The organism is Hydrotalea flava, from assembly GCF_001623405.1.
Classification (GTDB): Bacteria; Bacteroidota; Bacteroidia; order Chitinophagales; family Chitinophagaceae; genus Hydrotalea; species Hydrotalea flava.
In genome coordinates, this window is sequence record NZ_LUHG01000040.1 from 57,759 (window position 1) to 72,158 (window position 14,400).

Below are 14,400 nucleotides of genomic sequence, written 5' to 3' on the forward strand. Positions count from 1 at the left end.
TATGGAAACAAAAATAGCAAGAGCTCCATTTGCAGCAGTAATTATTAAACTATTGCAAGGGCCGGTTTATGCAGATGATAAAAACATCTGGCGGGAATTATTAGGTTGGCAATCTGCCATACAGGAATATTTCGGTAAAATAGGTATGGAACTTATCATTAATGAGCCAGATGGTTTTGCAAGGATTATGCAACCTGAAACTGATGAAAATGATGATAATCCATTGCCACGCCTTATGAAAAAGCAGTCTTTAAATTATGAGGCTACATTGCTTGCTGTAATGCTGAGGGAAGGGCTTGAAGAATTTGATGTTAAAAGTGACGGAACAAAATTCTATCTCACCCAAAAAGAAATAAAAGAACGGATAGAATTGTTTTCTAAAGAACAAACCAACAAAAGTAAATTATGGAAAGACTTGTCAAAGCCAATAACCAGTTTAATAAATATTGGCATCCTGAAACTCAACCGGGAAGATAGTGTCAATAAAGACAATAACCAGTATGAAATAAAAAGAATTATCAAAGCCTTTATCAGTAATGATAAGCTTGAAGAAATAAAGAATAAGTTAAGCAACTATGTCAACCCTGTTCAGTAATAATAATTCAGATAATGGATACCGGCTTAGATACCTGGAGGTGTTTAACTGGGGTACATTCAATGGTAAGGTATATAAACTACAGCCCGATGGCCGCACTTCTCTGCTTACAGGTGCAAATGGCAGTGGCAAAACGACGTTGATTGATGCGTTACTTACTATACTTGTACCTACTAATAAAAGATTTTATAACCAATCTTCGGGTGCTGAATCCAAAAAAGAACGGGATGAAAATTCCTATTTCTGGGGCTATCATGGTAAAACATTTTCTGAAGCAGAGGAAAAGTCAAAGACGGAACAGTTGCGTACCAAAGCGGATAATCCTTATTCAGTTCTACTCGCCTGTTTTCAAAATTCAGGCACACAACATACAATTACATTGGTGCAGGCGAGGTGGTTTGGTAATGGCGGACTGCAAAAGGTATTTATTGTTTCACCTTATCCCCTGAATATAAATGACAACTTTGGAAAAGACCATTTTGACTTTAGAGGCGACTGGAAGAAAAAGCTGGTAAAACAATACGCCAAAACTGAAGTGTATAACAGCTTTAAAGAATATGCGGCCAGGTTTAGTGAACTGTTTGGTTTAAGAGACAAAGCTCTTTCACTTTTCAGCCAGACCGTGGGTATAAAAGTATTAGGTGACTTAACCAATTTCATACGCCAGGAAATGCTGGAGGAGGCAGATGCAGAAGAACAATTTAAAAGCCTTTACAATCATTATAGCGATTTATTAATAAGTCATAAGGCGATACAAAAAGACGAAAAGCAGCTTGAGCTTTTACAGCCTGTAATTGAAAATAAATCCAAGCTAACAGAATTACGGAGTAAAAAGGAAAAGCTGGATTTTATCGAAGAACAAATGCCCTTTTATCTTGGTAAAATTGAGTATGGATTATTGGAGAAAGATGTTGAAAGGCTTGAACTGGATATTGAAATTGCCACAAAGGATAAAGAGTTAGTTTCGGCTTCTGTAGATAGTCTTGATAAAGAAAAGGAGCATCTTATTACTCAAAGGGCTGCACTTAATATAGACAGCCAGGTCTCTTTGCTGAATAAAGATATTGACAGCGAAACAGAAAAACGAAATCGCAAGAGTGCTGAGAATACCCGGTATGTAAAATTCTGTGAACAGTTAAAGCTGGATACCGATATTGATGCAAATGTATTCAGAGATAATTATAATAAAATCCTTGAGTTAAACTCTTCAGTTCCGGCAGAAGCGGAAAAGTTTGGTGAAAAGAAATTGAGACTAAAAATTGAGCAGGAAAGTGTAAGTAATAAAATTGATAACCTGCAGCAGCAAATCACATCTCTTTTGTCCAGAAAAAACAGGATTCCCGACGACCTTATTAATGCAAGAAAAAGATTAGTCGATATACTGGAAACAACAGAAGATGAAATTCCGTTTGCAGGTGAATTAATCAAAGTGAAAACATCTGAACAGCTTTGGGAAGATTCAATTGAAAAACTATTACACAATTTCTCTATGCAACTTCTGGTTCCTGAAAAATTCAGCAAAGCAGCAAACCAGTTTATTTACAATAATGATATGCGAACAAAACTGGTATATTATAAAATTGAACGAAGACCTTCCAACAGTATTCTACGCTGGCCAGCGGATAACGATGCTTTAGTAAATAAATTGGAATTAAAGGAATCAGAATACACAAAATGGCTTGAAACCACACTGCTTGACAGATTTAATTATTATTGTACGGATGATTTAGAAGTGTTTTATGGTTCGCCAAAAGCCATTACTTCAAATGGTTTGATAAGAAATGTAAACAGGCATGAGAAAGATGACAGGCCGGGAAGATGGGATAAATCAAGATACAGGCTGGGATGGGATAATAAAGCAACCATTCAGTACCTGCTACAGCAAAAATCAAATGAAGAAAAACTCCATACTAAACTGTCTGATGAAATAAAAGAATTAACACCACTTATTTCGGTTTTACAATCAAAAGCCCAAACTATTTCTAACCTCATACAGATAAAAAATTATGACGACATAAATTCAGCTCAACATGCAGAAAAGATTAACGCATTGAACAAACAGGTGCAGGATTTAAAAAAATCATCTGATGCTTATGAATTAATCGTCAATCAAATAAAAGAAGTAGAAAAGCAACTGCAGACCCAGAAAGATAATAGAGATGCGCTGATAACAAAGATTAGTAAACTGGACGATGAATATAACAGTAAGAATCTGCATAAGTTTAATCTGAAGTTTGAAGAATTGCAGGAAGCAGGTGAACAGGTAATTATTGAATTTATAAATGAAGAAGAAATTGCTTCATCTGGTATGCAAACATTAGCGCAGTTTGACAGTATGGTGGCGCAGGCTGCCATTAAATTAAAAACAAGACAAAAAACAGCAGGCAATGCCGTTAATAAACTCGAACTTGATACCACTACATTAATTGCCGCCTTTAAAAATCCAGGAGAAAAAATCACCAACGAATTTGCTAACTGGAGCGGTGATGTAATGAACATAAAAGCAGACCTGACAGGGCTTGATGATTTGGAAGATTTATATAAAACTATAAAAACGCAGCGGCTGGTTGAACATAAACGAAGGTTCCGGGATTATATGGATAAAAGTATGCTGGATGCCCTTACAAGCTACAGGGCCTGGCTTAACAATGAACTGTGTAAAATTGAGGATATGATTGAAGAGTTGAATGTGCCACTCAAAAAAATAACTTTCAACCGAAATCCTGATACTTATCTTCAGTTGGAATGCCGACAGCTAAGGGGTGAAAATGAAATAAATATTTTCCGGGGTCAGTTAAATAGTGCCATACCTAATACACTGGATTTTGCTATTCAGAAAGATGAAAATTACCGGCAGGAAGTATTTAATAAAATAAAAGAGTTAATTACTGAATTGCAAAAGGAAGAAACCTGGCGAAGGAAAGTAACAGATGTAAGAAACTGGCTTGTATTCAGTGCCAGGGAATATTCGGCTGTAGAAAATAAAGCTGGTCAATATCATGATAACACAGCCAGTTATTCCGGTGGGCAAAAAGCACAATTTACTTATGCGATTTTAGGTGCAGCTATTGCCCACCAGTTTGGCATATTTCAGCAGGGTAAACAGCATAAGAGTCTCCGCTTTATTACGGTTGATGAAGCTTTTAGCAAATTGGACCCTGAAAAAAGCCGGTTCCTGATGGAATTTTGCGCCCAGTTAAATCTTCAAATTTTAGTAGTTACTCCATTGGATAAAATTAATATAGCAGAACCCTATATTAGCTCTGTTCATTTTGTAGAAATAAAAAACAAGAAAAGTTCTGTCCTGTACAATCTAACCATGGAACAGTATTACGAAAAGAAAGAAAGCTTTAAACAATTAGCCGAGACCAAAGAATGATTACGCCAAAAGAACTATTTGAGAAATCAACAAAGCAGTTTTTTAAAACTGTAAGTGCTGTGCTGAAAGGTGAAGAGGTATTTCCGTTAGTTATATCTTCTAATAAAAAAGTTTCCGGTACAAATTTCAGCGAATTGAAAGATGCTATTGTACCCTTGTATCAACATTCAAAAGATGCAAAAGGCAAAGGATACACTGTAGAGTGGAGAGAGAAAACAATTGATGGTACAAAACAAAAAATACCAGCCAAAATATATTTTGAAAGTTTTTCTGATTATCTTTTTTTTACAAAGAAGGTTGCTGGTTATTCAGCAATTTATAATGCCTTTAATTTGCTTACAGCATCCTTCCCAATATTATCAGAATGGGCGAAAGATAATGTACCATTTTTATTAAATGAATCAGGCAATCTGCCCGATTTAATAAAAGTCTGTAACTATTTTAGTAAGAATAAGCCGCCTCATAATTTGTATTTAAGGGAACTGCCCATAGAAGTTCATTCAAAATTTATTGAAGATAATACAGCAGCCCTGAAAAAGCTGTTAGACATACTATTACCACCAGATTGGATAAATAAAAATGAAACGAGTTTTTCAGGACGCTACTATATCAAAAAACCCAATGTTTATGCCCAAATAAGAATATTAGATGAGAGCCTGAAACATGCTGTTGGATTCGATGAAGTAGCACTAACTATAGACGATTCAGCCTTGCTAAACTGGCAACCAGAGAAGGTATTTATTATTGAAAACAGGGCTTGTTTTCTTTCGTTTCCCAAAATAAAAAATGCCGTAGCTATTTTTGGGGAAGGTTTTAAAAGCCGGGTAAGTAAACACATTCCATGGCTAGCTAAAGCAGAGCTTTACTGCTGGTTTGACCTTGATGCTGCTGGCTTTGAAATGCTGAATATCATCCGGCAATATTATCCTTCTGCATTAAGCTTATTGATGGACAAAGTAACTTATGAGCAGTTCAAACAGTTTGCAGTTACATCTACCTATAGAAAGTTGCAACTTGATATGCTAAATGAGGATGAAGTGTGGCTGTATGAATTCTTGCAAACAAATAATAAGAGATTAGAACAGGAAAGAATAACGAACAACTATATTTTGGAGAGGCTTAATTTAACAAGCCAATAAACAAGAAATCAGTGAGTATCAATTTTTAATTTTAGAGCAATTAAAATACTCTTAGCAACCCCTGTATTTGCTTCCGGTACATCATACCAATTACCCTCTTTAGTCTTGTATAATTTGTATTTTTCTCCGGCAGAATTTGTAATGAAATATTCATCTAATACAGCAACCACTGTACCTAAAACATTTACTATTTCTACCTTCTTTATTGTGTAAGAAAACAGGCTGTTATCGCCTAAAACAATCTTTTTAATTTCTTCAGTCTTTATATCCATTTTTATGCAGCTAAAATAATCATTCTGTAATTAACGAAATAAAAGTGTTGCCTGACTAAATATTAGCCATGCAAATTGCAATACTGGTACACATTTTACACCTCTTTTCTTATGACTTTACAGGAGCATAAAATATCCCCAACGGATAGATTTTGTAAAGAAGTAATGTGCCCGGTCTTGCACATGGCAAGATGTACAAACGTTATACGTTTGGGGCATCTTGCCCTTCACTCCGAAGTCGTTTCGGGGCATTGAAACAGAAAACTTAAAACCATGAAGAAGTTAGAAAGTGAAGTGAGGAGTAAAATGGTAGTAGTACGGATGAATGAAACTGAAATAAATGAGCTAACAAAGCTGCAAGGAAAAACCACTGAAAAAGATACCAGCAGTTACCTGCGAAAAGTGGCTTTGCAAAAACCTGTAACAGTTAAGTACAGAAACGAAAGTGCAGATGATTTTTTATTAGACATGCTGAACCTGAAAAAAGAACTGAATGCTATCGGCAACAATTTTAACCAGGCAGTACACAAATTGCATTTGCTGGACAAGATACCGGAGTTCAGGGTTTGGGTGCAGCAGTATGACGGTTTGCAGAAAACGCTAATTAGTAAAGTAGAAGAAATAAAATTGAGAATGAATCAACTCTATGAGCAATGGTTGCAAAAATAACCATACCAAAAAGTATTGAAGCTGCACTAAACTACAACGAAAAGAAGGTGCTGAAAGGGAATGCTGTTTGCCTTCATGCAGCCAACTATTTAAAAAACGCAAAAGAGATGAACTTTTATCAGAAGCTGGCTGGTTTTGAAAGACTAAATACTTTGAATGAAAGGGCAACAACAAAAACGCTGCATGTATCTCTCAACTTTGACCCATCAGAAAAGCTGAATGAAAACAAGCTGTTACAAATTGCATCAGACTATATGCAGAAGATAGGATTTAGCGAGCAACCTTACTTGGTTTACAAACATGAAGATGCCGGGCATCCACACATTCACATTGTAAGCACTACTATCAAACAAGATGGCAGCAGAATTAACACCCACAATATCGGCAGAAACCAATCTGAAAAGGCAAGAAAGGAAATTGAGAAAACTTATGGATTGGTAAAAGCAGAAAGGCAGCAGCAATTAAGAAGTCCAGGTATCAAATCTGTTGATGTTGAGAAAGCGATTTACGGAAAGTTGGAAACCAAGAAAAGTATTTCAAATGTTGTGGGTGCAGTTTTCAGTCAATACAAGTTTGCTTCATTACCGGAATTTAATGCGGCGTTAAAACAGTTCAATGTAATCGCAGACAGAGGCAAAGAAGAAGGCAGGATTTACAAGAACCGTGGATTAGTTTATCGTATTCTGGATGCTGATAGAAATAAGGTTGGTGTACCTATCAAAGCAAGTTCTATTTCTTGCAAGCCTATTTTGAATAATCTGGAGAAGAAATTTACAGCTAACGAAACTGCGAAAGAATCATTAAAACCATTTGTAAAAACTAAACTGGATGATTGCCTTTCCCAATCACCCTCTACAATGAAAGAATTGCTGGAGCATTTGAAACAGAAAAGCATATATACACTGCTTCGCCAAAATGCTGAAGGCAGGTTGTACGGAATTACTTTCGTTGACAACCAAAACAAAGTTGTTTTCAATGGTAGTGATTTAGGAAAAGGTTATAGTGCTGCAGCATTGCAAAGCAGGTTAGTAACTGGTAAAGAAAAATCACAAACACAAGATGAAACAAAAGGCGGAGGTTCCGGCGGTTCCATTCAAAAAGAAATGGTTCAGCAAAAGCAACAGGAAAAAACAATTCCATTTACAACCAAAACTGAAAGCCCATTAGATTTGTTGCTTTCTACCAAAGAGCAATATGACAATACGCCTTACAGTCTGCTTAGAAAGAAACGAAAAAAGAAGAAACCAAATTTGTAAAATGTAAAAAGAAGTTATGTCACACACAGGAGAGAATGAACAGGGGCTGCGGAAAATAGTTGACCTGACAAGGTTTGCCAGCATCTTTATTTTGCTGCTGCATTTTTATTATTACTGCTATGTGGCATTTGAGCAATGGGAATTAAAATCTACCATAACTGACAGGCTGATGAAAAACATTTCCAACACAGGATTATTCCATAATCAGCTTACATCAAAGTTTATGGCATTGGGGCTGCTGATAATTTCATTATTTGGAGCACAGGGCAAGAAAGATGAAAAGATAAACTGGAAAAGCATCACTGCTTATTTGCTGATTGGAATGCTGCTATATTTTTCAAGCCAGCTATTTTTCAAATTACAATATGATGTGCAGACCGTTGCGATTGTTTACATCACCGCCACCGGCATTGGCTTTTTATTGATACTTGCTGGTGGCAATTTACTCAGCCGTTTAATTCGGTACAATCTGGGCAATGATGTTTTCAATTCACTTAACGAAACATTTCCGCAGGAAGAACGGCTTATCTCCAATGAATATTCCATCAACCTGCCTGCCCGTTACAATCTTAAAGGCAGGGTAAGAAAAAGTTGGATAAATATCATCAATCCTTTTCGGGGTTTGCTGGTTATCGGAAGTCCCGGTGCCGGTAAAAGCTGGTTTGTCATTCAGCATGTTATCAAGCAGCATATTGAAAAAGGCTTTGCCATGTTTGTGTATGATTTTAAATACGATGACCTGAGCAAGATTGTTTACAACTGGCTGCAACAAAACAAACACAACTACTCGGTAAAGCCATCTTTTTATGTAATCAATTTTGATAACCTTTCTGTATCGCACCGCTGCAATCCGCTGGACCCAAATAGTATGAATGATATAACTGATGCAACCGAAAGCGCCAGGACAATTTTATTAGGGCTGAACAGGGAGTGGATAAACAAGCAAGGAGATTTCTTTGTAGAGTCACCAATCAATTTTGTTACGGCTGTCATTTGGTTTTTGCGAAAATATGCTGATGGAAAATATTGCACCCTGCCGCATGTAATAGAACTGATGCAGGCAGAGTATGATGAATTGTTTCCGGTGCTAAACACACAACCAGAAATTGAAGTGTTAGTTAACCCATTCATTACAGCCTATCAAAACGATGCAATGGAGCAATTAGAGGGACAGGTGGCTTCTGCTAAAATCGGTATGGCAAGGCTTGCCGCTCCGCAGTTGTATTGGGTGCTGAGCGGTAATGATTTTACATTAGACATCAATAATCCAAAACATCCAAAAATTGTTTGCGTAGGCAACAACCCGGAGAAGCAGCAGATTTATGGAGCTGTGTTATCGCTGTATGTTTCCCGGCTGGTAAGGCAAGTCAATAAAAAAGGAATGCAGAAATGCAGTTTGGTATTTGATGAATTTCCCACTATCTATTTCAACAATATTGACAGCCTGATTGCCACTGCAAGAAGCAATAAAGTTGCGACCACTCTTGCCATGCAGGATTTTAGTCAACTTAAAAAAGATTATGGCCGGGAGCAAGCCGATGTAATTGTAAACATTACTGGCAATATCATCAGTGGCCAGGTGATGGGAGAAACATCTAAACTGCTAAGTGAACGTTTCGGAAAAATAATGCAGGACCGGCAGAGTGTTTCCATTAACCGGATGGATACTTCCATCAGCCATTCTAAGCAATTGGATAGTGCTATACCTGCCAGTAAAATTGCAGCCCTTTCTTCCGGTGAGTTTGTAGGTATGGTTGCTGATGACCCATTAGAAAAAATCAAACTCAAAATGTTTCACTCCGAAATCATCAACGACCATGATAAACTAAATGCTGAAGTGAGCAATTACAGGGATATTCCTGCGGTCTCTAATGTTACACAGCAGCAAGTGCTGGATAATTACTACCAGGTAAAGATAGATATTAAGCGATTGATTGGGGAGGAAGTGGGGAGGTTGAAAAAGGAAATGTCTGAAGTAAATAATCTTGATAATTTAAAGTAATAAACTTGCCGTTGAAAATAGCAGTGCCTAAAACGCTGTCTTTCATGGATTTTGACTGTTTTGTAAATACTAAATGTTCTATAAAATAACTACCTTTATTAACATTTAATTTTAAACGTAAATACGCTTAGTATTTTTTAAACTAAACTATGAGAATTGATTTTACGGATGTCCAAAATTTCAGGAGATTAAAAAATTGCAGAATATACTTTTCAGATAAAGAAACAGTTTTTGTAGGCCCCAACAACAGTGGTAAAACCACTGCTATGGATGCCCTCATTATTTTTTTCAAAGCAAAGAAGTTTACTACAAGGGACTTTACTCTTTCCAACTGGAAACATCTAAATGCTATTTGCGAAGAATGGCTTAAAGAAAGCGATGTCGCCAAGATTGATTTGAAGATTGACAAGTGGGAGGAACATTTGCCAACATTAGACGTATGGCTTTCTGTTAAGCCAACAGAAATCCATTATGTAAGCCACCTCATCCCAACCCTTAGCTGGACCGGGGGTTCTTTAGGCATAAGATTGCGGTTTGAGCCAGTTGATGTGTCGGCACTTTACAAAGAGTTTTATAGCATTTGTGGCAATGCCCGTAAAATGTCTGCTGCAAAAAAGAAAGGAACACCCGGGTTCAGTTTGTGGCCAAAAGATATGTGGGATTTTTTAGAAAAACGGCTGCATGAATTTTTTACAATCAAAACTTATCTGCTTGACCCTGCTTGTAAAACTACCGTTCAAAAATTACCTGCCAACAGTTTACCATTAGATACAGATGCATTAAAGGGATTAATTAAAGTTGATATTATTAATGCTCAACGGGGTTTTACAGATGTAAATACCGAAGGTGGCGAAACTACAGGCACACAGAAAAATCTTTCTAATCAGCTACGCAATTATTATGAAAAGCATCTGAACCCGGAGTTAAATACTACTGAAAAAGATGTAGAAGCGTTGAGGGCAATGGAAGATGCCAAGAAATTATTTGAAGAAAACCTCAAGGAAAGTTTTAAATCAGCTATTGGAGAACTTGAAGGGCTTAATTATCCTGGCTTTGGAAATCCAACAATTAGTTTGGCAAGCAACATCAATACCACTGAAAGCCTGAAGCATGATTCATCAGTAAGATACAGTCTTGGTGATGAAGGGGCGGAATTAAGCCTGCCTGAAAAATACAATGGACTTGGATATCAAAACCTTATTTCCATGATTTTTAAACTTATTCGCTTCAGGGATGAGTGGATGCAGGTAGGGAAAAGTTACAGACCAAGCAGTACAGCATCTGCCATACCTGAATTTGAACCATTGCATTTGGTATTGATTGAAGAACCTGAAGCACATTTACATGCACAGGTTCAGCAGGTGTTTATTCGTGAAGCATACCGGGTATTAAGGAGTAATAACAACCTGTTAGATGATAAATTTATTACGCAGCTTGTAATCAGCACCCACTCCAATCATATAGCACATGAAATAGATTTTACAAGCCTGCGATATTTCAAAAGAGAGCAGGCTGCCGGACAATCTATTGCCACATCCAAAGTGATAAACTTATCAAACACTTTTGGTAATAATGATGATACTACTAAATTCGCAGTCCGTTATTTGCGAACAACACATTGTGATTTGTTTTTTGCAGATGCAGTAATATTGGTGGAAGGACCTGCGGAGCGGATGCTGGTTCCTTACTTCATTAGGCATCATACCGACTTGAATAATGCATATATCTCTATTTTAGAAATTGGCGGTAGTCATGCACATACATTGAAGCCTCTTATAGAAAGTCTTGGCATTATAACCCTAATTATTACTGACCTGGATGCGGTAAACCCGGCAGCAAACAACAGTAAAGTTCAACCTGATAAGGGTAAAGGTTATAAAACTGGAAATGACACATTGAAGAAGTGGCTTCCTGTGGCAGACGAACTTGATAAATTGCTTGCGTTAGATTTTGCAAAGAAACAAGATGCAGGTTTTCCGGTGAGGGTCGCTTATCAAACTACTATTAAACTGAAGGAGGGGGCTAAAGAAATTGAAGTGTACCCATATACATTTGAGGATTCGCTGGTACTCACTAATAAAAGTATTTTTGAAGCACTTACAAGTGGAACAGGGCTGCTTAAAAAAATGATTAATGCGGCAAAAGAAACAGATGTGAAAAAAGCAGCGAAGGAAATGTATGATGCTATTACAGATAAAGGCGCAAAAAAGGCAGAGTTTGCCTTAGACCTATTTTATTTTAATGAACCAAATATTCTTATTACTCCTGCATACATTAAGGAAGGATTGGACTGGCTTGAAGAAAGATTAAAGCCAAAGAAAAAAGATGTTAAACCTGTTACTCAAAAAACAAAGAAATGAGTGTATCAGTAAAACAAAATACCGTAGATGATAATGTAGATGAGGAAATATATGCCTGTCTTAATCCAGACAGCCCTAAAAGTTTTTTTCTTTTTGCCGGGGCAGGTTCTGGAAAGACCCGTTCACTTGTAAATGTTTTGCAGCGTTTCAAAAATGACTATGGAAAACGTTTTCGGCTTCATCGGAAAAAAATAGCCATTATTACATACACTAATGCTGCAAGTGATGAAATAACCCGCCGGCTTGAATTTGATTCCATATTTTCTGTGAGTACAATACACAGTTTTGCATGGGAAGCCATTAAGCATTATACTTTCGATATCAGAGAATGGCTTAGAAAGAGTTTGTCTGCAGAGATTAATACTTTAAATGCTGAACAAAGTAAAAGCAGGGACCTGGGCAATAAAACTTCTGTAGAAAGAGCAGCCAAAATTAAATCTAAATCTAAACGATTTGATTCACTTGATTCAATTGTGAAATTTACTTACAATCCCAATGGAGATAATATTACACGGGATTCATTAAATCATACAGAAGTAATAAGTATTGCTGCGCATTTCATTACTAACCTTCCATTAATGCAGGATATTGTCATAAGCCGTTTTCCTGTTATCCTAATTGATGAAAGCCAAGACACAAAACGGGAGCTTATTGATGCATTTTTTCTTCTTCAGCAGCAAAAGAAAGAATCATTTTCATTAGGATTGTTTGGCGATACTATGCAGCGTATATACATGGATGGAAAAGAGAACCTGGGACGAAACCTTCCACAGGAATGGATAACACCTGCCAAGAAAATGAACCATCGTTCAGGTAAAAAAATAATACGGTTAATTAATAACATAAGGAAAGGAATTGACGGACAGGAACAGCAACCAAGAACTGATAAGGAAGATGGATTTGTAAGATTATTCATTGTGCCACGAAATATTGATAAGCAGAAAGCAGAAGTAAAGATATGCGAACGAATGATGGCTATTACAAATGATTCACTTTGGCACAGTGAAGAAAATAAAGATGTGAAAACACTTATATTGGAGCATCACATGGCTGCAAGGCGCATGGGCTTTTTTGATTTTTTTGCACCCTTATATGAGCAGGACAGACTTCGTACAGGGTTGCTGGACGGTACTCTTCCTTCTCTTAGATTATTTACAAAAATTATTTTGCCTTTGATAGAAGCCCATATAACCGGAGACCAGTTTGAGGTAACACGAATTGTAAAAGCTAACGCAGAAATACTAACGAAAGAACAATTGGTACGAAGTGAGGAGCAGCTTGAGAATGTGAAGAAAGCAAAGAAAATGCTGGAAAGCCTTTTGCAGTTATGGGATAACGGCAAAGATCCATTATTGAAGAATGTATTACAGAATATATTTAATACCAGATTATTTTCAATACCAGAATCATTGGTGCCAGTGGTTGCAGGTGCTGCTTCTATCAACGGTAATAACGAAACGCCGGAGCAAAATAGTGATGAGATAACGCCTGCCTGGCGGCAGGCATTGGAAGTACCCTTTTCGCAGCTAAAAATGTACAGTGAGTATCTTTCTGAAAAATCAAAATTCGGAACACACCAAGGTGTGAAGGGCCTGGAGTACGAAAGAGTGATGGTGATTATTGACGATGAAGAAGCAAAAGGCTTTTTATTTAGCTACGACAAACTGTTTGGAGCTAAAGGGCTTACCGACGGAGATAGAAAGAACATAAGTGAAGGTAAAGAAACAGGTATTGATAGAACCAAAAGGCTTTTCTATGTAGCTTGTAGCAGGGCTAAAAGCAGCTTGGCAATAGTTGCATATACAGATAGCCCTGCGGCAATTAAACAAAACGCTATTGACTATGGTTGGTTTGAGCAAAATGAAATTGAAACAGTTTAACTTACTCATCTCATTCCAGTAACTTCCCTAACTCATCCGTATCAGGCAATATCCCTTTCATCTTTAATGGTGTTTGTTTAGAGGTTTTATAAGTAGCCACTCCCATGGCCTTATCAAAACTTTTAATAGCAAACTCAACCACTGTGTTATTTTTCTCTTTACAAAGTACAATTCCAATACTTGAGTTTTCCTGCTCAAGCTTTACCCTTTCATCCAGTACATTCAGGTAAAAATTAAGCTGCCCAGCATCGGCTGGTTTAAATTTTCCTTTTTTGAGTTCAAAGGCTACCAGGCATTGCAGGATACGATTAAAAAAGAGGAGGTCAATAAAAAACTCATCCCCATCCACTTCAAGCCGGTATTGGTTGCCAATAAAGCAAAAGCCCCTGCCCATTTGCAAAATAAAATTGCGGATATTTAAAACTACCTGTTGTTCAATGTGCCGTTCATCGTCCAGTTCATCACCTGCAATAAAATCCAGCAGATATTCATCCTTAAATACCTTTAGTGCTGAGGGCTTTAAAGTTTCAGCCAAAGTACCATCAAAATTGTTGGGCAGTTTACCTTCTTTGCCATACAGGTTATTCTCAATATGGTGTTCCAGCACTGTCAGCGACCAGAAATTGGCTGCTGCAGACTGGATATAGAAAATCCGGGCTTCCCAGCCCTTTATTTTGGTGATAATGGTAAAATGATGGGAGAAGCTGATACCTGTAAAAGCCTCGTAAAATGCCTTATTTTCAATTAGGTTCGCCAGTGCCGAACTAATTGAAAAACCCTCTCCGGAGCCTGCCAGCCCAATTTGGTTCGACGCCGTCGAACCAATTACCAAATGGGGTGCATAAGCC

Annotated in this window: 10 protein-coding genes and 1 pseudogene; 9 read left to right on the forward strand and 2 right to left on the reverse strand. The window is 37.2% G+C overall.

The genetic code is table 11. The features are described from left to right. The first annotated feature begins 1 nt into the window (after position 1). Genes A0F92_RS03495 through A0F92_RS03505 form a run of 3 tightly spaced genes read left to right on the forward strand, consistent with a single transcriptional unit; the run spans position 2 to position 5,113 of the window. Positions 2–595: a DUF4194 domain-containing protein gene (locus A0F92_RS03495; RefSeq protein ID WP_068241741.1), complete on the forward strand. Its 594-nt coding sequence runs from the start codon at positions 2–4 to the stop codon at positions 593–595. Further along, entirely contained in the window at positions 576–3,974 is a 3,399-nt protein-coding gene (locus tag A0F92_RS03500; RefSeq protein ID WP_068241744.1) for an ATP-binding protein, read from the forward strand. The genes A0F92_RS03495 and A0F92_RS03500 overlap by 20 nt, the downstream gene beginning before the upstream one ends. Beyond that, entirely contained in the window at positions 3,971–5,113 is a 1,143-nt protein-coding gene (locus A0F92_RS03505; RefSeq protein WP_068241746.1) for a Wadjet anti-phage system protein JetD domain-containing protein, read from the forward strand. Before A0F92_RS03500 ends, A0F92_RS03505 begins: the two co-directional genes overlap by 4 nt. An 8-nt stretch (positions 5,114–5,121) precedes the next feature. On the opposite strand, the gene A0F92_RS03510 is transcribed toward A0F92_RS03505, so the two are convergent. Next, positions 5,122–5,385, reverse strand: a complete 264-nt coding sequence (locus A0F92_RS03510; RefSeq protein ID WP_068241748.1) for a hypothetical protein — start codon at positions 5,383–5,385, stop codon at positions 5,122–5,124. Positions 5,386–5,658: 273 nt separating this feature from the next. Here A0F92_RS03510 and A0F92_RS03515 point away from each other — a divergent pair, with 273 nt between their 5' ends. The 6 genes and pseudogenes from A0F92_RS03515 (at position 5,659) to A0F92_RS03535 (ending at position 13,552) form a co-directional block, all read left to right on the forward strand. Then, positions 5,659–6,054, forward strand: coding sequence for a plasmid mobilization protein (locus tag A0F92_RS03515; protein ID WP_068241750.1), 396 nt, complete (start codon positions 5,659–5,661; stop codon positions 6,052–6,054). A gap of 107 nt (positions 6,055–6,161) precedes the next feature. After that, positions 6,162–6,479, forward strand: a pseudogene (locus tag A0F92_RS16025) (relaxase/mobilization nuclease domain-containing protein); the annotation flags it as partial. 9 nt (positions 6,480–6,488) lie between these two features. After that, positions 6,489–7,310 carry a hypothetical protein gene (locus A0F92_RS16030; RefSeq protein ID WP_394330961.1) on the forward strand — a complete coding sequence of 274 codons (822 nt, stop codon included), beginning with the start codon at positions 6,489–6,491 and terminating at the stop codon, positions 7,308–7,310. Positions 7,311–7,326: 16 nt separating this feature from the next. Continuing rightward, positions 7,327–9,312 (forward strand): conjugal transfer protein MobC, encoded by a 1,986-nt coding sequence (gene mobC / locus A0F92_RS03525; protein WP_068241754.1) that lies wholly within the window; start codon positions 7,327–7,329, stop codon positions 9,310–9,312. A gap of 149 nt (positions 9,313–9,461) precedes the next feature. After that, positions 9,462–11,672 (forward strand): ATP-dependent nuclease, encoded by a 2,211-nt coding sequence (locus tag A0F92_RS03530; RefSeq protein ID WP_068241756.1) that lies wholly within the window; start codon positions 9,462–9,464, stop codon positions 11,670–11,672. Beyond that, on the forward strand, positions 11,669–13,552 hold the full coding sequence (locus A0F92_RS03535; RefSeq protein WP_068241758.1) for a UvrD-helicase domain-containing protein: 1,884 nt from the start codon (positions 11,669–11,671) through the stop codon (positions 13,550–13,552). Before A0F92_RS03530 ends, A0F92_RS03535 begins: the two co-directional genes overlap by 4 nt. Before the next feature lie 10 nt (positions 13,553–13,562). Here A0F92_RS03535 and A0F92_RS03540 read toward each other — a convergent pair. Then, a partial coding sequence (locus A0F92_RS03540) for a PDDEXK nuclease domain-containing protein (protein WP_167516785.1) occupies positions 13,563–14,400 on the reverse strand: 838 nt, incomplete at its 5' end.

Coding starts and splice junctions, on each gene's coding strand:
- A0F92_RS03495 (WP_068241741.1), top strand. CDS start 2: ATGGAAACAAAAATAGCAAGAGCTCCATTTGCAGCAGTAATTATTAAA.
- A0F92_RS03500 (WP_068241744.1), top strand. CDS start 576: ATGTCAACCCTGTTCAGTAATAATAATTCAGATAATGGATACCGGCTT.
- A0F92_RS03505 (WP_068241746.1), top strand. CDS start 3,971: ATGATTACGCCAAAAGAACTATTTGAGAAATCAACAAAGCAGTTTTTT.
- A0F92_RS03510 (WP_068241748.1), bottom strand. CDS start 5,385: ATGGATATAAAGACTGAAGAAATTAAAAAGATTGTTTTAGGCGATAAC.
- A0F92_RS03515 (WP_068241750.1), top strand. CDS start 5,659: ATGAAGAAGTTAGAAAGTGAAGTGAGGAGTAAAATGGTAGTAGTACGG.
- mobC (WP_068241754.1), top strand. CDS start 7,327: ATGTCACACACAGGAGAGAATGAACAGGGGCTGCGGAAAATAGTTGAC.
- A0F92_RS03530 (WP_068241756.1), top strand. CDS start 9,462: ATGAGAATTGATTTTACGGATGTCCAAAATTTCAGGAGATTAAAAAAT.
- A0F92_RS03535 (WP_068241758.1), top strand. CDS start 11,669: ATGAGTGTATCAGTAAAACAAAATACCGTAGATGATAATGTAGATGAG.